Raw genomic sequence first — 18,675 nt, 5'->3', positions numbered from 1 at the left:
CGGCGACCGGGGATACTGGAGTGACGGCGGGGGTCACGAGGAAGGTCGAACCTTGGCTCTGACGCAAGCTCTGACGATCGGGATCGACATCGGCGGGACCAAGGTGGCCGCCGGCGTGGTCGACCCGGAGGGCAACATCCTGGACCGGCTGCGCCGCGACACGCCGACGAAGGACCCGAAGGAGACCGAGGACGCGATCGCGGACATCGTCCACGACCTGGAGTCCCGGCACGACGTGATCGCGGTCGGTATCGGCGCCGCCGGGTTCGTCGACGGGACGCGGTCGTCGGTGCTGTTCGCGCCGCACCTCGCCTGGCGGCACGAGCCGCTGCGGGACGCGGTCGAGCGCCGGCTCGGCCTGCCGGTCGTGGTCGAGAACGACGCGAACGCGGCCGCCTGGTCGGAGTGGCGGTTCGGCGGCGGCCAGGGCGAGAGCCACCTGGTGTGCGTGACGCTCGGCACCGGTATCGGCGGCGCGATCCTGAACGACGGTGCGCTGCAGCGCGGGAAGTTCGGTATCGCGGGCGAGTTCGGGCACATGCAGGTGGTGCCGGGCGGTCATCGGTGCGAGTGCGGCAACCGCGGCTGCTGGGAGCAGTACGCCTCCGGCAACGCGCTGACCCGCGAGGCACGCGAGCTGGCGCTGTCCGGGTCGCCGGTCGCGCACAACCTGCTGCGGGCCGCCAACGGCGATCCGCGGCTGATCAACGGCCCGATGGTGACCGAGCTGGCCAAGGACGGCGACCCGGTCGCGGTCGAGCTGCTCGAGGACGTCGGCCGCTGGCTCGGCATCGGCCTCGCGAACCTCGCCGCCGCGCTGGACCCCGGCACGTTCGTGATCGGTGGCGGTGTGTCCGACGCGGGCGAGCTGCTGCTGTCGCCGGCGCGGGAGGCGTTCAAGCGGACGTTGACCGGCCGCGGCTTCCGCCCGGAGGCACGGATCGTCCGTGCGGTTCTCGGTCCGGAGGCCGGTATGGTCGGTGCGGCCGACCTGGCGCGGGAAGAGGCGACGTGGTTGCGCCGGGTCCGGGTGAAGACCACGGCCGTGACCGCGAAAACGGCTGCGGCGCGCGGACGCTCGACCCGCCTGGAGCGCGCGGCTCGCAAGTCGGCGGGACGCCGTACCGGAATGCGCACGGACCCCGACCTGCACCACGCCGACCTGAACGGCGACCCTGACGCATGAGTGGTGGCGCCCTCCGGGTGCTGTCGTACAACGTGCACCGCTGGGGTGACGACCGTACGGCGCTCGCACGGGTGGTGAAGGCCTGCGCGCCGGACGTGATGCTGGTGCAGGAGGCGCCGACCTGGTTCGGTACGCGGAAGAAGCGGCGCGCGATGGCGGCGACGTTCGGCCTGCGGTACGTCGCCGCGTCCGCGCGCAACGTGATCCTGGTTGCCGACGGCATCGAGCTCGTCGAGCCCCTGCACTGGCGGATCTGGCGACCGTTCGTCCGCCGGCGCCTGAACTTCATCGCCACCCAGCTCCCGGGCGGAGCCGTCGGCGGTCACGTGCTCCTCGGCAGCACCCGGATCGCGGTCGTCTGCTGCCACCTGGGCCTGCACATCCTCGGCCGCCGGCGCGAGCTCGAGCAGATCCTGCGCCGATGCCGCGCGTTCGGTACGCCGTACCTCCTGGCCGGCGACCTCAACGAGGAACCCGACGGCCCGGTCTGGAAGCTCCTCGCCGAGGAAGGTCTCACCGACCTGGGCGCCGACGCCGGGCCGACCTTCAGCTCCACGAACCCCCACAAACGCATCGACGGCGCGCACCTCTCACCGACCGTCCACGGCCGCATCCTCCCGACGCCGGCCGCACCCGAGGACCTCGCGGCCGCCTCCGACCACCTGCCGCTGCTGGTGGAGCTCAGCTCTTCTTCCGGCTGAGGAAGGCGAGCATGGCCTCCTGGGCCGCGGGGGAGCCGAACAGGGACGCGGACAGCTCTGCCAGGTCCTTGCCGCGGGCATCGATGTCGGCGAGCAGGTCGCGGTTGAGGAGCTTCTTGGTCTCGCGGAGCCCCTGAGGGACGCCCTTCAGCAGGGACGTGAGGACCGTGTCGACGGCGGCGTCCAGGTCGGCGTCGGGCACGGTCAGCGTGAGCAGCCCCAGCCGCGCGGCCTCGAGGGCGTCGAAGCTGTTGCCGGTCAGGAACGTGTACGCCGCCGCGCGGTCCGTGAGCCGCGGAAGCACGGTCAGCGAGATCGTCGCCGCCGCCAGCCCCAGGCGTACCTCGGTCAGTGCGAACGTCGCGCTCTCCCCGGCGACGCTGAGGTCGGCCGCCGCGACGATCCCGATGCCGCCCGCCCGCACCGGCCCGGCCACCCGCGCCACCACGGGCTTCGGGTTCGCGACGATCGCCCGCTGGACGTCGACCATCCGCTGCGCGCCGACGCCCATCCCGACCGTCGTCGCCTCCGACAGGTCGGCGCCCGAGCAGAACACGTCCAGCGCGGACCGCACCACGATCACCCGCACCGCGTCGTCCGCCCCGGCCGTCTCCAGGTGCGCCAGCAGATCGCCCGTCAGCTGCTGCGACAGGGCGTTCTTGTTCTGCGGCGAGTCCAGCGTGATGACGGCCACACCGTCGGCAACGTCCAGGTGCACGAGTTCGGTCATGCCGTCATCCAAACATCTCTACGGCCCGGAGGGGGAGGACCTGGGGTTGAGGGGATCGGCGTGCCGGTGCGTGATCTTCCACGCACCGTCCTCGACGCGGAAGATCATTGTGGCGCGCAGAACGTGCGGGACCGGCGCGGGCTGGGTGACGTGGTGGACGGCGCAGCGCTCGATCGCGACCGTGTACGCCGTGTCCGCGCCGGCGTACCGGTCGAGGTACTCGAACTCGACGCGGTTCCCGGTCGGCCGGAACTGCGCCGACGCCCACTCGTACCGCGGGCCGATCTCGGACCACCCGACCTCCTGGCCGCCGAAGCCGCCGAAGATCGAGGTGTGCTCGCTGTGCGACACCAGCGGCAGCCACAACGACGGGTCGCCGTTGACGAACGCGGTGTTGGCCTCCTCGAAGCGGCGCAGGAATGTTGCGAAGTCCTCCATGACACCAGCCTCACCCCTGCACGGGGTCACTTCAGCGCGGCGTACTCCGGCGACAGTTCGCGGGCCAGGTGCTCGACGAACAGCCCGACGTCCGTGACGATCCCGCGGGCCTGCGACGACCCGCGGTCGGCGAGCTTGGTCACCGTCGCGGGGTTGATGTCCACGCAGGTCAGCGGGATCGACGCGGGCAGGATGTTGCCGGTGGCAACCGAGTGCAGCATGGTCGCCGCCATCAGGCAGTACCCGACGCCGTCGAGCTCGGCCCGCATCGCCCGCTGGCCCTCGAGGACGTCGGTGTAGACGTCCGGCAGCGGCCCGTCGTCGCGCACCGAGCCGACCAGCACGAACCGCTTCCCGTTCCGCACCAGGGCGTGCATCACCCCCGACGTCAGCACGCCCTGCTCGACGGCCGCCGCGATCGAGCCCGCCTTGCGGATCGTGTTGATCGCGCGGATGTGGTGCTCGTGCCCGTGCTCGACGCCCCGGCCGCGGGCGAGGTCCACGCCCAGCGACGTCCCGTACAGCGACGACTCGATGTCGTGTGTCGCGAGCGCATTGCCGGCGAACAGTACGTCGACGTACCCGGCCTCCACGATCGCGACCATGGCCGGTGCGGCGCCGGTGTGCACGATGCCGGGGCCGCCGACCCACAGCACCTTCTGCCCGTTCGCCTTCGCCTCGCGCATACCGTCCGCGACCTGCTTGACCAGTACCCGCTGCGGCTTCTCCGACGACACGTCCGACTCCATGAAGCCGAAGCCCTCGTCGGTGTTCACCGCGATCGGGGGAGTGACCCGCACACCCTGCGCGCTGGTGATGATCCGCATCCCGGCGCGGACGTCGGACATCGGGATCGTCCGGACGGTGTCGCCCTCGACCAGCAGCCCGCAGTCCATCTCCGGGTTCTGCACGCCGACCCAGCGGCCGCCCAGCCGGACACTCGTCGGCAGGTTGGTGGTCGAGTAGAACCCGTCCGGGAACACGCCGTCCTGGGACACCTCGGTGATCTCCGGGGTCCCGGGGTCGACCAGGTTCGCGCCCTTGGTCTGGATCCGCATCAGCAGCCGCTGCAGCGACTCCTCGTCCTCCGCGCCGACGGTCATACGCACCGTCGACGGGTCGTCCTTGTCGTACCCGAGGTCGAACCTGTCCAGGGTGTACTCGCCGCCGTACCCGCGGATGTCGTCGAGGACCCGGGACAGCAATCCGGAGTCCATCAGGTGACCGGTGATCTCGACGGTCTCGGTGACCTGCACGGGTACCTCCCCAAAGCTCGTACGGACGTGTCGGATTGTCCGACGATCCGCACTCTAACTCAGACGACAGCCCCGTCGTCGCCGCCGTCGCCGGGCGGCAACCGGTCCTTCATCCGGAGCACCAGGGTGAGGAACCCGCCGATGAAGCCGGCGACCGCGACCGTCGTGATCCGGCCGGTGCCGAAGTCCAGGACGGCGGCCGCGATCAGCAGCAGCGGGCCGCCGATCAGGCCGAGCCAGGCGAGCCGGCTGATCCAGTCCAGCCGCGGCCCGCGCGGCGGCTCCGGCGGGACGAAGTGGTCGTGCGGATCGTCGGCCCTCCGCGGCGGCCGCTCCTCTTCTTCCTCGTCGTCGGTCTTGTCCTCGACGGTGAGTCCGGACGGTACGTCGATCAGCGGCTCGTACTTCTCGTCCACGTCCTCGCTGACCGGCCAGCGCGGGACCGGGTCGCCGCCGTCGTGACCCGGCGCGGACGGCTTGCTGAACTGCTCGACCAGCGACTGCCACTCCGCGTCCTCGGTACTGCGGTCGATCACCGGGCGGGCCCGCTCCACGGCCTCGGCGTCGACGAAGAGCTCGTCGAACCCGACCGGGATCCGGACCGGCTCCTCGGCCTCCTCGGGCGCCACGACCTCACTCAGCGCCTCGTTCTGGTTCTCGCAGTACGCCGCGATCCCGGCCGCCGCCAGCGCCTCCAGCACCGGCCCGGCGACCAGTGGGTCGATGCCTCCGAGCGACGCGTACGACGTCGCGGTCAGTCCGTTGTCACGCATCCCGCTGACCGATCACGAGGCCGCTCAGCCGGCCGATGAACGCTGTGGAGTCCGCGAAGATCCGCGGTGCGTCGTTGTCCAGGGTTGCCACGTGGTAGCTGTCCTCGAGCAGGGTCTCGGTCACGTCGCGGGACGAGATCGAGGACAGTACCGTCCGTCCCGAGCTCGGCTCCACCACATGATCGACAGTACTGCGGAACAGCAGGACCGGCTGTGTGACCTTCGCCAGGTCGGCCCGGGTGATCTTCCACAACTGCGACAGCGACTGCAGCGCACGCAGCGGCATCCGGTCGTACGCGCCCTCGTCGACGCCCGGCTTCTTGATGTCGTTCGAGATGCCGGGGAACGACGGCACCAGCCTGGACAGCACCGGAAGCAGCGCGAGGCGCTTGTCGTCGGTCTGCACCGACGGGTTGATCAGGACCAGACCGGAAATATCGGTGCCGTGCTCCTCGGCCAGCCGCAGGGTCAGGCAGCCGCCCATCGACAGCCCGACCGTGAACACCTGGTCGTGCTCCTTGCGCAGCCGCTCCAGCTCGTTGTCGAGTACGGCGTACCAGTCGGGCCAACTGGTCTTGTTCATCTCCGGCCAGCTCGTCCCGTGCCCGGGCAGTCGCGGCACCGCCACGCCGTACCCCTCGGCGGCCAGGTGCTCGGCGAACGGCCGCATCGACCGCGGCGAGCCGGTGAAGCCATGGCTCAGCAGGACGCCGACGGCGGCGTTCTCCCCGGTGCCGGGACTGCGAAACTCCTCCGCGTGGGCTTGCACTGGCACGCTCGACTCCTTAGGGCATGACTCGCCGCTCACGGTCCTCACAACTGCGCCGCTCGAACTGGGCCCGAGGCGCGTGACAATCGTCGCATCTGGGCTGCACTCAGTCTGCATCCAGTCTGCATCCAGGTGACAACACGGTGAGCAACGCCCACATTCCTGGCGGTGACATTGCCTGAGGGGGAAGCTGGAACGTAGTCTCCGCACCGGAACGGTCGGCGCGCCGTAGTCGTCGCGAGACCGCCACCGGCAGGCACTGGTGCCGGACGAGGGTACGGCCGACGATGGTCTGGTGAGTGTTGTCGGGTGAGTGTGTGTCGGGCGAACGACGGAGGTCGAGGCGGATGCTGTACCTGTTCCTCAGACGGTTCTTGGTCGCACCACTGATCAAAATGCTCTTCCGTCCCAAGGTGACCGGGCTGGAGCACGTGCCGACCGAGGGTCCCGCTCTCCTGGTCAGCAACCACCTGGCATTCTGCGACTCGATCTTCCTGCCGGTCTCGGTGCCGCGGCAGATCGTCTTCCCGGCGAAGTCGGAGTACTTCACCGGGCCCGGGCTGAAGGGCAAGTTGGTCGCCACGTTCTTCCGGTCGGTCGGCCAGATCCCGATCGACCGTTCCGGCGGGCGCGCCTCGCTGGCCGCGCTGAACACCGGCCTGAAGATCCTGGAGGACGGCGGCCTGTTCGGGATCTACCCGGAGGGCACGCGCTCGCCCGACGGCCGGCTGTACAAGGGCAAGACCGGCGTCGCCCGGATGGCGATCGTGGCCGGCGTACCGGTGATCCCGGTGGCGATGATCGACACCGAGAAGCTGCAGCCCGGCGGGCGGATGCGGCCGAACCTGTTCTACCGCGAGAAGGGCCGGCTGCTGCCGCGCCTGGTCCGCCCGGGCGTCGCGTTCGGCAAGCCGCTGGACTTCTCCCGCTACGAGGGCATGGAGCGGGACCGCTTCGTGCTCCGCTCGGTCACCGACGAGATCATGTACGCCCTGATGGACCTGTCCGGCCAGGAGTACGTCGACATGTACGCCGACAAGGCCAAGGAGCTGATCAAGGCCGGTGAGTCCGTCGACGAGCACCTCCGCCTCGGCGACACGAAGGCCAGCTGACAGATTTCGCCGCGGCGCCCGGCGAGGATGGACGCCATGGACAGCGACCTGAACGTTCTCGGTGAGCCGCTGGAGGAGTGCGGGACCGATCCGGTCACCGGGTTCTACCGCGACGGTTGCTGCACGAGCGGGCCGGAGGACCTCGGCAGTCACACCGTCTGCGCGGTGATGACCGCGGAGTTCCTGGCGCATCAGGCCTCGGTCGGGAACGACTTGGTCACACCGCGTCCGGAGTACAGCTTCAGCGGGCTGCAGCCGGGGGATCGCTGGTGCGTGGTGGCGGTCCGGTGGCTGCAGGCGTACCACGACGGAGCGGCGGCTCCCGTCGTACTGGCGTCCACGCATGCGCGGGCGCTGGAGACGATCCCGCTGGCCGTACTGCGGGAGCACGCGGTCGACGTACCGCCGGATCCGGGCGCCTTGACCTGAGACGATCACCGTCCGTTCGACTGGTTCGCCTAGAGTTGGCTGCATGCAATTCGCGACGTTGACGACGGGGCAGGTGCCCGGGGTTCCGACACTGGACGAGCTGCGCGGGCTGAAGCCGCTGCAGCAGCCCGAGTGGCCGGACCAGGATGTGCTGGACCAGGTGATCTCCGAGCTCCGGACGCTGCCGCCGCTGGTGTTCGCCGGTGAGTGCGACGACCTGACGACGAAGATCGGCGCCGTCGCGCGCGGCGAGGCGTTCATCCTCCAGGGCGGCGACTGCGCCGAGACGTTCGCGGGCGTGACCGCGGAGAACATCCGGGCCAAGCTCCGGGTGCTGCTGCAGATGTCCGTCGTCCTGCAGTACGCCGCCAGCGTCCCGGTCGTGAAGATCGGCCGGATCGCGGGGCAGTACGCGAAGCCGCGCTCGTCCGGCGAGGAGACGCGCGACGGCGTGACGCTGCCGTCGTACCGCGGTGACGCTGTCAACGGCTTCGACTTCACGCCGGAGGCCCGGATCCCGGACCCGAACCGCCTCCGCGGGGTCTACAACGCGGCCGCCGCGACGCTGAACCTGACCCGCGCGTTCACCACCGGTGGGTACGCCGACCTGCACCAGGTGCACGCGTGGAACACCGACTTCGTGAAGTCGTCCCCGGTCGGCCAGAAGTACGAGCGGCTGGCGTCGGAGATCGAGCGCGCGCTCGCGTTCATGCGGGCCTGCGGCGCGACCTCGGACGAGTTCCGGACCGTGGACTTCTACGCGTCGCACGAGGCGCTGATCCTCGAGTACGAGCACGCCATGACCCGGATCGACTCGCGCACCGAGCAGCCGTACGACGTGTCCGGTCACCTGCTGTGGGTGGGGGAGCGGACCCGCCAACTGGACGGCGCGCACGTCGAGTTCCTCGCCTCGCTGTCGAACCCGCTCGGCGTGAAGATCGGTCCGACCACCACCCCGGAGTACATCCGGGCCCTGATCGACAAGCTGAACCCGAAGGGTGTCGAGGGGCGGCTGACGTTCATCACCCGGATGGGCGCGGGCAAGATCCGTGAGGCGCTGCCGCCGCTGCTGGAGGCGGTCCGCGACCACGGTTCGCCGATCGCGTGGGTGTGCGACCCGATGCACGGGAACACCTACGAGACGCCGAACGGGTACAAGACCCGCAACTTCGACGACGTGATGGACGAGGTCCAGGGCTTCTTCGACGCGCACCAGCAGGTCGGGACGTGGCCGGGCGGCGTCCACATGGAGCTCACCGGCGACGACGTCACCGAGTGCCTCGGCGGCGGTGAGGAGCTGGTCGCGGAGGACCTCGTGAACCGGTACGAGACCGCCTGCGACCCGCGCCTGAACCGGCACCAGTCGCTGGAGCTGGCGTTCCTCGTCGCCGAGCGTCTGCGGGGAGCGCAGGCGTGATCTCAGGCGTGATCGACCTCCGGTCGGACACCGTCACGCGTCCGTCGGCCGAGATGCTGGCCGCGATGACGTCGGCCCCGGTCGGCGACGACGTCTATGGCGAGGACCCGACCGTCAACCTCTTGGAGGAGCGCGTCGCGGACCTGCTCGGGCACGAGGCCGGGCTGTTCACGGTGACGGGCTCGCTCGCGAACATACTCGGCGTACGGGCCCTGGTCCCGCGCGGCGGCGAGGTGCTGTGCGAGGCGAGCGCCCACATCGTCCGCGCCGAGCTCGGGTCGCACGCCGCCGCGAGCGGTGTCACGACGCGGACCTGGACCGGCCCGTCCGGGCAGATCGACCTCGAGCAGATCCGCGCCCTGATCGCCCCCGACCTCGGCCCGTACTTCGTGATCACGGCGGCGGTCTCGGTCGAGAACACCCACAACTTCGGCGGCGGGTCGATCCAGCACGAGTACGACGCCCTGGCCGACGAGCTCGAGGCACGCGGGCTGCCGCTGCACCTCGACGGAGCGCGGCTCTGGAACGCTGCGGTCGCGACCGGGCGGACCGTCGCGTCGTACGCCTCCCGGGCCGCCGCCGCGAGCGTGTGCCTGTCGAAGGGCCTCGGCGCGCCGGTCGGCTCGGTGCTGGTCGGGCCGACGGAGCTGATCCGCGAGGCGCGGGTGTGGCGGAAGCGTCTCGGTGCGGGCTGGCGGCAGGCCGGCGTACTGGCCGCGGCCGGGTTGTACGCCGTCGAGCACAACATCGAGCGCCTGGCCGAGGACCACGCCAACGCCCGCGCGATCGCCTCGGTGCTCGCGGATGCCGCGCCGGGCTCGGTGAAGCCCGACCAGGTCGAGACCAACATCGTCGTCGCCGACCTCGCCGCCACCGGCAAGTCTGTCGCCCAGGTGGTCGAGGCTGCCCGGGACTCCGGCGTACTGGTCGGCGGTGTCGGCGCCACACAGCTGCGGATCGTCACGCACCTCGACGCGTCGGCGGCCGACTGCCGTACGGCGGCGGAGACGCTGGCCCGGATTCTCACCGGCTGACTGGTTGCGTGCGCCGGCGGGCGGGCGAGATAGGGTGCAACCGTTCGGGTCACAGCGTTCGGGGAGAGCCGTGCGAGAGATCGTCGTGTTCAGCGGAAGTGCCCACACCGAGTTGGCGGAGCAGATCTGTAGTGATCTCGGCGTACCGCTGTCTCCGGTCGAGATCCATCGTTTCAGCAACGACTGCCTGCAGGTGCAACTGCAGGCGAACTGCCGGCAACGAGACGTGTACATCGTGCAACCCCTGGTGCCGCCGACGCAGGAGCACCTGATGGAGTTGCTGCTGATGATCGACGCCGCCCGCGGCGCGTCGGCACAGCAGATCACCGCGGTCATCCCGCACTACGCGTACGCACGCTCCGACAAGAAGGACGCGTCCCGCATCTCGATCGGCGGCCGCCTCGTCGCGGACATGCTCACCACGGCCGGTGCGAACCGCGTGCTGACCATGGCGCTGCACGCACCCCAGGTGCACGGCTTCTTCTCGGTCCCGGTCGATCACCTGACCGCGATCGGCGTACTCGCCGACCACTTCCGCGGCCGCGACCTGTCCGACACCGTCGTGGTCAGCCCCGACCTGGGCAACGCCAAGACCGCGACCCAGTTCGCCCGCCTCCTCGGCGTCCCCGTCGCGGCCGGCAGCAAGCAGCGGATGGCCGACGACCGCGTCGTGATCGACGCCATCGTCGGCGACGTCGCCGGCAAGCGGGCGATCGTGCTGGACGACGAGATCGCCACCGGCGGCTCGATCATCGAACTCCTCGACCGCCTGAAGGACCGCGGCTGCACCTCCGCCGCCGTCGCCTGCACCCACGGCCTGTTCGCCGGCCCCGCCGTCGAGCGGCTCAGGTCGCACCCCTCCATCACCGAAGTCATCAGCACCGACACCGTCCCCCGCCCCGACGGCTTCCCCGAACTCGAAATCACCTCGGTAGCCGGCCTCTTCGCCGAAGCCATCAAACGCATCCACGACGGCGAATCCGTCAGCAGCCTCTTCGACGGCGTAGACCCCACCCACGCCCCACCCCAACCCAAACTCCCGTTCTAGCTGTTGCTCGCGGTGGGACAGGTGTGGTGGAGAAGGTGGTCTGACCCACGCGTGCTACGCGGGCGCTTCCTTCGTCGCGACGCTCCTCAGCGAGCCCGCCTGCACTCCAGCTGTCTCGTCAGCAGCCGTTCGCGTGGTACGTGATTCGCTCGCCGGCTGATCCGCGCAGCTCGACAGAGCTTGAGGAGAAGGTCGCCTCCATCCGCCCATCGGAGAACTCGAACGGAGTCGGATAGAGCGTCCCGCACTGATCGTGCAGGTCGACAGAGACCCAGATGCGATCGACAGGACCGACTTGCAGCACACGGGATGCTTGCTGGCGAGTGAGACAGATCCTCCCGTCCGAGCTACATGCCTGCCAGGTGTCGTGCGTGATGACCCGAGAAACGATCGACGCCGCAGCCATGACAAGCACCACGACGAGTGCACCACCGGCCATCCACGCAAGACGCGCTGAGGTGGTGCCCTGACGGCGCACAGCTTCATCCATGCCGCTGATTGTGCCGGGTGATGGCGCGGGTGGAGCTATCGTCGGGCTATGGCCGGCTGGGAGAGCCTGCGTGTGGATCTGCGGCGGTTGCTCGAGGAGTCACCGGATGCGCTGGTCGTCTTTCCCGGCCCAGACCGGGAGCGGTACGAGAAGCGGATCCGTATCGACCTGGCCGCCTGGGCGACCGACATCGCCGCCGAACTGAAAGCGAAGTACGGGGACTTCGTGGATCTGCAGGTCGGGGCGATGACGTTTCCGGCCCGGGAGCTGCGGATGAGTGAGTTCGCGCTCCAGCTGCGCGGAGTACCCGCTGAAGACGCCGGGCTCGACGTAGAACCCATGTCTCCGTTGAGGGTGCGGACCGGTCGAGATGCGCGCAGGGATGTGCTGATCGCCAATCGGACCGCGAAGGCGGAGGTGCTCCGCACGAACGGCCAGTTGTCGTCCGCGGTGACCGACAGCTCCGGTCGCATGGTCGGCCGGTACGTCGGCCCGCAGGCCCTACCGCTGGTGGGGTTCGAGATCGAGCCTCAGCAGAGCCGTCCTGTGCCGGTCTGGATCGGGACAGCGTCGGTGATTCCCAACTTGGGGTACGCCGTTCCGCCGGGACGGTGGGGCCTGACCGTCGAACTGCACGCCGAGAGCGGCAGCCTGCTGCTGGCGCACCTGGAGATCACGATCACCCCGTAAGCGCGAATCATCGGCTCGGGTGGCGGATGAGCCGACCGCAATGGCTGACGGCTCCGCCTTTGCGGAACCTTTTCGCCGCTATTTGGCGAATTGTTTCCGGAGAGCAGCACTTGTCGAGCCACGCGGAGCGACGCACAAGCTGATTGGCGCCAATAGGTGAACCACCCCGGGTTTGATGCACACCTCCTTCGTTGGGAAGGTGGCATCCATGCCGAGGAAGTACGACGAGCAGACCAGGGCCAAGGCGGTCCGGTTGGTGACCGAGCACCGGGGTGATTACGCCAGTGAGTGGGAGGCGATCACCACGGTCGCGGGCCGGCTAGGAATGACACCGGAAACGCTGCGCCGGTGGGTTCGCCAGGCAGCGGTCGACGCCGGTGAGGTTGATGGGGTGTCGACGGCGCAGGCGCGGGAGATCCGGGAGCTGAAGCGGAAGAACGCCGAGCTGGAGCAGACGATCGAGATCCTGAAGGCGGCGACGAGTTTCTTCGTGCGGGAGAGCGACCCGCGACAGCGGTGATCTGCCGGTTCATCGCCGAGCACAGGGCTCGGTTCGGGGTCGCTCCGATCTGCGCTGCGTTGAGTGCGCACGGCTGCCAGATCGCTCCGAGAACCTACTACGCCTGGGCCCGGCGGGCGCCGTCGAAACGTGCTCTGTGGGAGCTGACGGTGACCGAGGTGCTGGCCGGGTATTACGAGCCTGACGAGCACGATCGGAGGGTGCCGGAGTCGCTGTACGGGTCGTTGAAGATGTGGGCCCACCTGAACCGCGAGGGCGTCGAGGTGGCGCGCTGCACGGTCGAGCGGCTCATGAAGGCGAACGGCTGGCAGGGTGCGACCCGCGCGAAGAAGCCACGCACGACGGTCCCGGATCCGGCCGCGGACCGGGCACCAGACCTGGTCAACCGCCAGTTCCGGGTGCCGGCACCGAACCGGCTGCTGGTCGCGGACTTCACCTACGTGCGGCTGGCCGGCGGCGCGTTCGCCTACACCGCGTTCGTGATCGACGCCTTCGCTGGCTTCATCGCCGGCTGGGAGTGCTCGATGTCCAAGCACACCACGTTCGTCGAACGCGCCATCAGACAGGCTGCCGAACTGCGCCTCAGAGAAGGGAAACCTCTGCAAAACAAGACGATTCACCACTCGGACGCAGGATCCCAATATACCTCGCTGCACTTCACCGAGACCCTGCAACTGCACGGTCTCAGCCCCTCGATCGGGACCGTGGGCGACGCCTACGACAACGCCCTGGCCGAGACCACGATCGGTCTCTACAAGACCGAATGCATCCGCGACGACTCCCCCTTTCGCCGCGGACCACTGACCGGCCTCAGCAACCTCGAGGCCATCACCGCCGACTGGGTCCACTGGTACAACACCAGCCGGCTCATGCACCGCCTCGACCGACGCCCACCCGCCGAAGCCGAGGCCAACTACTATGCACAAACCCGAGACGACCGACCGGTCGCACTCACATAACCGAGGGTGCATCAAACCCGGGGTGGTTCAAGGATCCTTGGTATGGCGGATACGGTGCGGATGGGTGTTGTCGGGGCTGGGAGTATTTCGGTACGGGGCCTCCTTCCGCATCTGTCGCAGCCCGATCTCGCGGGCCGGGTGGTGCTCGGCGCGGTGTGTGATCCGGTGCCGGGGCGGGCGGAGGCGGCGGCTGGGAAGTTCGGGGTGGGGCGGGCGTTCACGGAGTACGAGGAACTGCTGGCTCGGGGCGACGTCGACGCGGTGACGATTGCTTCTCCGATCGGGTTGCACTACGAGCAGGGGAAGCTCGCGTTGCAGGCGGGGAAGCATGTGCACTTCAACAAGACGATGACGTTGACCGTTGCGGAGGCGACCGAGCTCATCGAGCTGGCGGCCGCGAACGATCTGCGCATCGTGGCATCGCCGGGGGAGATGTTGCGGCCGCATCATGTACGGACGCGGGAGCTGATCGCCGAGGGTGCGATCGGCACGGTGTCGTGGGTGAGTTGTGGTGCGGCGTTCGGGACGTACCACGAGAACGAGTCCGTGCGCGGCGGGAACGACGTACTGACGAACATCGATCCGTCGTGGTACTTCCGCAAGCCGGGCGGCGGGCCGGTGTACGACATGACGGTGTACGCACTGCACACGGTGACCGGCATCCTCGGGCCGGCGCGGCGGGTGACCGCGATGTCCGGCGTACGCGTCCCGGTGCGCACCAGCGGAGGGGCCGACGTCCAGACCGACGCCGACGACAACACCGTGATGTTGATCGACTTCGGCGACAACCTGTACTGCGTCGCGACCGGAACGGCCGCCGGCGGGATGCGCGGCGGCTTCGGCGGAACCTACTACGGTACGGCGGGAACGATCGACGGCCTGCTCCTCAACGGCGAACCGTTCGACTTCCCCGACCGCAATCCCGATGAGCTCTCGCCCCGCGGTCCCGGCAACCAGGCCCTGCTTCCGCACGTGACCGGTGTGCACCGGGAGATCGAGGAGCAGCACGTGTACGAGGACGTGATGCAGCTCGTCGACTGGGTCCGCGAAGGCAAGCCCTCGATCGTCACCGCCGAACACGCCCGCCACGTCATCGACATCATCGAGTCCGCCTACCGAGCCGCCGCCACAGGCCAAACCCAGGACCTCACCACCACGTTCTGACCGCAGGCTCAGCGAGCGTAACGCCCGCTGCGGAGCGCGTGCAGCCAAGCAGCCAGACCCTCCAGATCCCCGACATGCTCCTTCCCGACGGAGATCCGCCGGCTCCGACGCCCTGGGCCGGATGCAAGAGTCACGACATCGAACCATTCGAGATCAGCACGCACCGGCCGCCGCGGATCAGCCGGCCGCCGACGGATCGAGCCTGGTCCCTTGATGACCTGAACCTCGTCCCAGGCAAGGCGTTCCGCCCGAGAGAGACGCCCAGCGTGTCCACGATGAGGATGGGCTGACCGAAGAGAAGCATGCGCGTCTGCGGCCAGATCTGTGCGATGAAGCTCGGTGCCGCGACAACACAGAACAGTGGAAGCCACAACCAGTCCCTGCGACCGAGCAGGGCCAACACAATCACCACTAGTGCGCTCACCAGCAAGAAGGTGGGAAACAACATCCTCACCCCCGCGACCCGCCGCCGCGGGGCGATCCGCACCTCACCGGTCCTCGCGAACTCCGCCGCCCAGTCCGCCACCCCAGCCTCACCCGCCACGCCCGACCACCCCTCCGTGAAGGCCCTGACGTCCCGGACCGCCTTGATGGTAGAGGTGCCGCATCTGTTCGCACCACCTCTTGCCTTCGCGACAGGGTCCGGTGTCTGGGAACACGCAACGGCGTGTTCCCAGACACCGTGGGGTGTCGCAGACCGGTTAGCTGTCGCAGCAGTGGCGGTGGAGCCATTCGGGTTCGTGCCACCAGTACTTCGTGTCGTGGGCGTGGGCGTGTTCTCGGGTGAGGGGTTGTGGGGCGTCGAGGGTGCGGACGGCGGGCTTTGCCTGGTTGGTGGTGGTGTACGGGGCCAGGAGGTCGTCGACGGTGTGGAGGTTGCCGGCGAGCATGACCTGTTGTACGGCGGCGGCTGTGCGGATGTCGGCGAGTGGGTCGCCGGTGACGAAGGACAGGTCGGCCTGCGCGCCGGGCTTCACCACGCCGAGCTTGTCCTCCAGGGCAAGCCACTTCGCGGGGTTGTGGGTCGCCGTCGTGAGTGCCTCGTACGGCGTGAAGCCGCCCGCGACCATCGCGCGGAGATTCGCGTGCAACGACACCGCGATGTTGTCGAGGGGCGTGTCGGTGCCGGAGATCACCAGCCCGCCGCCGCGGTGGATGCGAAGCACCATGTCGACGTTGCCGCGCAGCAGTTCGCGGGTCGTGACGCCGGCCGGACCTCTTGCCGTGTTGACCTCCGTCATCAGCGCGGCGTACTCCCAGGACGGGAAGAGGGTCGTCGTACGGCGGTCTGTGAGCAAGGACGGATCGTCGACGTGTGCCATCGTCGAGTTGAACAGGGTCGGCGTCACGGACAGCCCGGCCCGCGTGAACAGTGTCACCACGTCGGCGTACGCGCGGCCCAGCCGGCTGACCGTGTGCGAGTACCCGAGCCGGTTCGTCGCGCCGGTGTGCTCCATCCCGTCCATGCCCAGATGCTCCGCGGGATAGAGGTAGTGCGACGACAGCTGCAACCCGAGCTGGTGGACGAAAGCGATCGCGCGCCGCTGGTACTCGATCGGCAACCGCACGTACGTCTTCACCAGGTCGTACGCGAGTCCCTCGACACGATCGAGCTCCAGACCGAGCTGCCGCAGCGACAACGTCGGCCGCATGAAGTTGTAGTACACCCGCGAACCGTCGATCGCCTCACCGGTCGCGAAGTACCGCGGGCCGCGCAGCGACCCGTTGACCAGAGCCTCCCGGGTCTCCTGCATCTGGTACACCGGATCGCCCGGCGACCGCGTGGTCGTGATCCCGTACGCGAGCCACAGGTTGCCCTGCCGCGCACCCCACGCCCGCCCGCGCAGGTGCCAGTGGTTGTGCGCGTCGATCAGCCCCGGCATCACCGTCAGCCCGGACGCGTCGATGTCGGCCTGCCCGCGATGCGCCCGTACGGCGACCACCCGCGACCCCTCCACGACGACATCCACATCCTGGCGCAGTGTGGTCGCCCGCCCGTCCCACAACGCACCCGCGTGGATCGTGACGTGCTGGTTGACCGTGGCCCGCCGGTACTGCAGATCCAGCGGCACCGTCGACGGACGGCCGCCCGTGATCATTGTCCTGCGCAACTTCCCGTTATTGAGGTACAGCAGTGTGCGGTCGTCCTGCCACACCGGCGAGTCCGTCACCTCGTCGGTCACCGCCCACGGCTCGCCGGTGTAGCGCCCGCGCGCGTCCACGGGTACGACGTACAGCAGGCTCTCGACCACGAAGGCCAGGTGCTTGCCGTCCGGCGAGAACACCGGACCGTCGTCACCCCGGGTCGCGAGCGAGCGGAACGGCATCGGCTCGACGTACTCGAGCGCCGTCGTCGCGACGTCGACGTACAGCAGCTGGCTCGTGCCTTCGCGGAAGCGTTTGGAGAACGGCTTGACCGCGGCCAGGACCAGCGTCTCGCCGTCCCGCGACCAGCTCACCCGGCCGGGCTGGAAGAGCGTCGGCGTGAGCTGACGGACCTGACCGGACGCGAGATCGAGTACCCACGCGATCCCGTCCTGATCCTGGTAAGCGATCCGGTTGCCGTCCGGTGCGAAACGCGGCGCGGTCTGCGCTCCCGGCAGGCCGGACAGCTTGGTGTCGGTGCCGCTCGCCAGGTCGTGCAGCCACAGATCCGCCGTACCGTCGCGATCGCTTGCGTAGAGCACCTTCCGGCCGTCCGGCGAGAAGTCCGGATCCGAGTTGAAGTAGCCGTCGGCAACTATCGTGCGCGGCCGGCCACCGCTTGTCGGCGCCACCCAGAGCGCGTTCAGCGCCCGGAACGCCAGCCACTTCCCGTCCGGCGACACCGTCGGACTCGCGATCCCACGCACCGCACGGCGGCTCGTCGACTCCAGGTCAGGCGCCTTCGGCCGCGGCCGCCGCGACGTCACCGGGACGGTCGCCGTGAACGGTACGACCCTGTGCCCGCCGCCGGCGCGATACCGCTGAACGGTGCCGTCGGCCGTGTAGAAGAGATCCGTGGACGACCACGACGGCGGCACCGCGAAGACGTCCTTCCCCGTGGTGACGATCTGCTGGTCGACAACCAGATCGCAGGTCGGCCCGGTCAGCCGGACGTACGCGAGCTTCCCGTCCGGCGAGTACGACGGCCCGAACAGGCTGATCCCGGTCTGCGCCGCGACCACCGTCGTCCGCGCACCGGAGGCGAGGTCGAGCTCGACGATCGAACTCGTGTCGACGGTGAACGCGATCTTCCGGCCGTCGGCCGACACGGTCGGCTCGGCCTCCTCGCTCGCTTCGTCGGTCAGAGCCGTGATCGCGCCGGTCGCGAGGTCGAGGCGATGGATGCCGTAGCTGCCCGCGGTGGCGCCGGGGCCGCCGGTGCCGCCACGGTCGGAGGAGAAGACGATCGACCGGCCGTCGGGTGTCACGTGCGGTTCGCGGTGGTCGTGCCGCCCACTCGTCAACTGCCGCAGGCCGCTGCCGTCCGGGCGGATCGACCAGAGGTGGAAGTTCCCGTCGCGGTACGACTGGAACACGATCGTCCGCCCGTCCGGCGACCAGCGCGGCCGGGTGGCGTCCTGCAGGTCGTCGGTGAGCCGGCGCGCGACGCCGCCCGCGGCCGGCGTCACCCAGATCGCCGTCACCAGGTCGAACGCCAGCCATGCGCCGTCCGGCGACACCGACACCATGAAGTTGGTGCCTTCGGTGAGGGTTGCTTGATTCCCGGCGGCGGCAGCTCGAGCGGCGGCTTCGGGGGCCGGCAGCTGTACGGCGCCGGCCGCCGCCACACCACCGCTGAGTTGCAGCGCACGACGCCGCGAGATGCTCCAGAAGCCCGGGTTCTCGGTCACGTCATCGGTCATGATCCGTTTCCAATCCCTAGAGGCGGGTGGGGACGCGATCGAATCTGCCAGTACCGTCCAGTGCGCACGATCCTGACCGGCGCGCCTCGCGCCCAACGGCCGCTACCGTGC

The 18,675-nt window shown here is 69.3% G+C and carries 17 protein-coding genes; 10 read left to right on the top strand and 7 right to left on the bottom strand.

Going from position 1 to position 18,675, the window contains the following annotated elements:
• The first annotated feature begins 52 nt into the window (after nt 1-52).
• Together BJY22_RS31140 and BJY22_RS31135 are read left to right on the top strand one after the other, a co-directional pair.
• Entirely contained in the window at nt 53-1,186 is a 1,134-nt protein-coding gene (locus BJY22_RS31140) for an ROK family glucokinase (RefSeq protein ID WP_167213866.1), read from the top strand.
• Nucleotides 1,183-1,887 carry an endonuclease/exonuclease/phosphatase family protein gene (locus BJY22_RS31135; protein WP_167213864.1) on the top strand — a complete coding sequence of 235 codons (705 nt, stop codon included), beginning with the start codon at nt 1,183-1,185 and terminating at the stop codon, nt 1,885-1,887. The genes BJY22_RS31140 and BJY22_RS31135 overlap by 4 nt, the downstream gene beginning before the upstream one ends.
• Here the strand turns inward: BJY22_RS31135 and BJY22_RS31130 are convergent.
• From BJY22_RS31130 to BJY22_RS31110, 5 genes are read right to left on the bottom strand one after another with little or no spacing between them, the layout of a single operon-like run.
• Complete coding sequence (locus BJY22_RS31130; RefSeq protein WP_167213861.1) at nt 1,868-2,617, bottom strand: enoyl-CoA hydratase-related protein; 750 nt, start codon at nt 2,615-2,617, stop codon at nt 1,868-1,870. The two genes, BJY22_RS31135 and BJY22_RS31130, sit on opposite strands and share 20 nt — an antisense overlap.
• An 18-nt stretch (nt 2,618-2,635) precedes the next feature.
• On the bottom strand, nt 2,636-3,055 hold the full coding sequence (locus BJY22_RS31125) for a YybH family protein (RefSeq protein WP_167213858.1): 420 nt from the start codon (nt 3,053-3,055) through the stop codon (nt 2,636-2,638).
• A 26-nt stretch (nt 3,056-3,081) separates the two neighbouring features.
• Nucleotides 3,082-4,311: an ornithine cyclodeaminase, nickel-pincer nucleotide-dependent gene (locus BJY22_RS31120; RefSeq protein ID WP_167213855.1), complete on the bottom strand. Its 1,230-nt coding sequence runs from the start codon at nt 4,309-4,311 to the stop codon at nt 3,082-3,084.
• A gap of 59 nt (nt 4,312-4,370) precedes the next feature.
• Nucleotides 4,371-5,084, bottom strand: a complete 714-nt coding sequence (locus BJY22_RS31115) for a hypothetical protein (RefSeq protein WP_167213853.1) — start codon at nt 5,082-5,084, stop codon at nt 4,371-4,373.
• A complete protein-coding gene (locus tag BJY22_RS31110) occupies nt 5,077-5,859 on the bottom strand; it encodes an alpha/beta hydrolase (RefSeq protein WP_337759552.1) in 783 nt (260 codons plus the stop codon). Before BJY22_RS31110 ends, BJY22_RS31115 begins: the two co-directional genes overlap by 8 nt.
• Before the next feature lie 341 nt (nt 5,860-6,200).
• Here BJY22_RS31110 and BJY22_RS31105 point away from each other — a divergent pair, with 341 nt between their 5' ends.
• The 5 genes from BJY22_RS31105 (at nt 6,201) to BJY22_RS31085 (ending at nt 10,893) form a co-directional block, all read left to right on the top strand.
• Nucleotides 6,201-6,965, top strand: coding sequence for a lysophospholipid acyltransferase family protein (locus BJY22_RS31105; RefSeq protein WP_167213847.1), 765 nt, complete (start codon nt 6,201-6,203; stop codon nt 6,963-6,965).
• 36 nt (nt 6,966-7,001) lie between these two features.
• Nucleotides 7,002-7,394, top strand: coding sequence for a DUF2237 family protein (locus tag BJY22_RS31100; RefSeq protein WP_167213844.1), 393 nt, complete (start codon nt 7,002-7,004; stop codon nt 7,392-7,394).
• Nucleotides 7,395-7,437: 43 nt separating this feature from the next.
• Complete coding sequence (locus BJY22_RS31095; protein ID WP_238350508.1) at nt 7,438-8,811, top strand: class II 3-deoxy-7-phosphoheptulonate synthase; 1,374 nt, start codon at nt 7,438-7,440, stop codon at nt 8,809-8,811.
• Complete coding sequence (locus BJY22_RS31090) at nt 8,808-9,845, top strand: threonine aldolase family protein (RefSeq protein ID WP_337759547.1); 1,038 nt, start codon at nt 8,808-8,810, stop codon at nt 9,843-9,845. Before BJY22_RS31095 ends, BJY22_RS31090 begins: the two co-directional genes overlap by 4 nt.
• Before the next feature lie 70 nt (nt 9,846-9,915).
• Nucleotides 9,916-10,893, top strand: a complete 978-nt coding sequence (locus tag BJY22_RS31085; RefSeq protein WP_167213842.1) for a ribose-phosphate diphosphokinase — start codon at nt 9,916-9,918, stop codon at nt 10,891-10,893.
• A 118-nt stretch (nt 10,894-11,011) separates the two neighbouring features.
• Here the strand turns inward: BJY22_RS31085 and BJY22_RS31080 are convergent, their stop codons facing one another.
• Entirely contained in the window at nt 11,012-11,383 is a 372-nt protein-coding gene (locus BJY22_RS31080; RefSeq protein WP_167213839.1) for a hypothetical protein, read from the bottom strand.
• 48 nt (nt 11,384-11,431) lie between these two features.
• On the opposite strand from BJY22_RS31080, the gene BJY22_RS31075 reads away from it, so the two are divergent.
• The 3 genes from BJY22_RS31075 (at nt 11,432) to BJY22_RS31065 (ending at nt 14,716) form a co-directional block, all read left to right on the top strand.
• A complete protein-coding gene (locus BJY22_RS31075) occupies nt 11,432-12,073 on the top strand; it encodes a hypothetical protein (protein ID WP_167213836.1) in 642 nt (213 codons plus the stop codon).
• Between the two features lie 208 nt (nt 12,074-12,281).
• Nucleotides 12,282-13,552 (top strand): IS3 family transposase gene (locus tag BJY22_RS31070; protein ID WP_167206655.1). Its coding sequence is split into 2 segments (ribosomal slippage): nt 12,282-12,555 and nt 12,555-13,552, totalling 1,272 coding nucleotides; the frame shifts between segments, so codons are not numbered across the junction.
• A gap of 42 nt (nt 13,553-13,594) precedes the next feature.
• Entirely contained in the window at nt 13,595-14,716 is a 1,122-nt protein-coding gene (locus BJY22_RS31065) for a Gfo/Idh/MocA family protein (RefSeq protein ID WP_167213834.1), read from the top strand.
• Nucleotides 14,717-15,417: 701 nt separating this feature from the next.
• Here BJY22_RS31065 and BJY22_RS31060 read toward each other — a convergent pair.
• Nucleotides 15,418-18,564 (bottom strand): amidohydrolase family protein, encoded by a 3,147-nt coding sequence (locus BJY22_RS31060; RefSeq protein WP_167213831.1) that lies wholly within the window; start codon nt 18,562-18,564, stop codon nt 15,418-15,420.
• Nucleotides 18,565-18,675 lie beyond the last annotated feature (111 nt).

Origin of the sequence: Kribbella shirazensis, from assembly GCF_011761605.1 — a bacterium.
Classification (GTDB): Bacteria; Actinomycetota; Actinomycetes; order Propionibacteriales; family Kribbellaceae; genus Kribbella; species Kribbella shirazensis.
The sequence above is the reverse complement of the archived record's forward strand: the minus strand, read 5'-3'. Positions and strand labels throughout refer to the sequence as shown.

Coding starts and splice junctions, on each gene's coding strand:
- BJY22_RS31100 (WP_167213844.1), top strand. CDS start 7,002: ATGGACAGCGACCTGAACGTTCTCGGTGAGCCGCTGGAGGAGTGCGGG.
- BJY22_RS31130 (WP_167213861.1), bottom strand. CDS start 2,617: ATGACCGAACTCGTGCACCTGGACGTTGCCGACGGTGTGGCCGTCATC.
- BJY22_RS31080 (WP_167213839.1), bottom strand. CDS start 11,383: ATGGATGAAGCTGTGCGCCGTCAGGGCACCACCTCAGCGCGTCTTGCG.
- BJY22_RS31065 (WP_167213834.1), top strand. CDS start 13,595: ATGGCGGATACGGTGCGGATGGGTGTTGTCGGGGCTGGGAGTATTTCG.
- BJY22_RS31105 (WP_167213847.1), top strand. CDS start 6,201: ATGCTGTACCTGTTCCTCAGACGGTTCTTGGTCGCACCACTGATCAAA.
- BJY22_RS31060 (WP_167213831.1), bottom strand. CDS start 18,564: ATGACCGATGACGTGACCGAGAACCCGGGCTTCTGGAGCATCTCGCGG.
- BJY22_RS31075 (WP_167213836.1), top strand. CDS start 11,432: ATGGCCGGCTGGGAGAGCCTGCGTGTGGATCTGCGGCGGTTGCTCGAG.
- BJY22_RS31135 (WP_167213864.1), top strand. CDS start 1,183: ATGAGTGGTGGCGCCCTCCGGGTGCTGTCGTACAACGTGCACCGCTGG.
- BJY22_RS31125 (WP_167213858.1), bottom strand. CDS start 3,055: ATGGAGGACTTCGCAACATTCCTGCGCCGCTTCGAGGAGGCCAACACC.
- BJY22_RS31095 (WP_238350508.1), top strand. CDS start 7,438: ATGCAATTCGCGACGTTGACGACGGGGCAGGTGCCCGGGGTTCCGACA.
- BJY22_RS31115 (WP_167213853.1), bottom strand. CDS start 5,084: ATGCGTGACAACGGACTGACCGCGACGTCGTACGCGTCGCTCGGAGGC.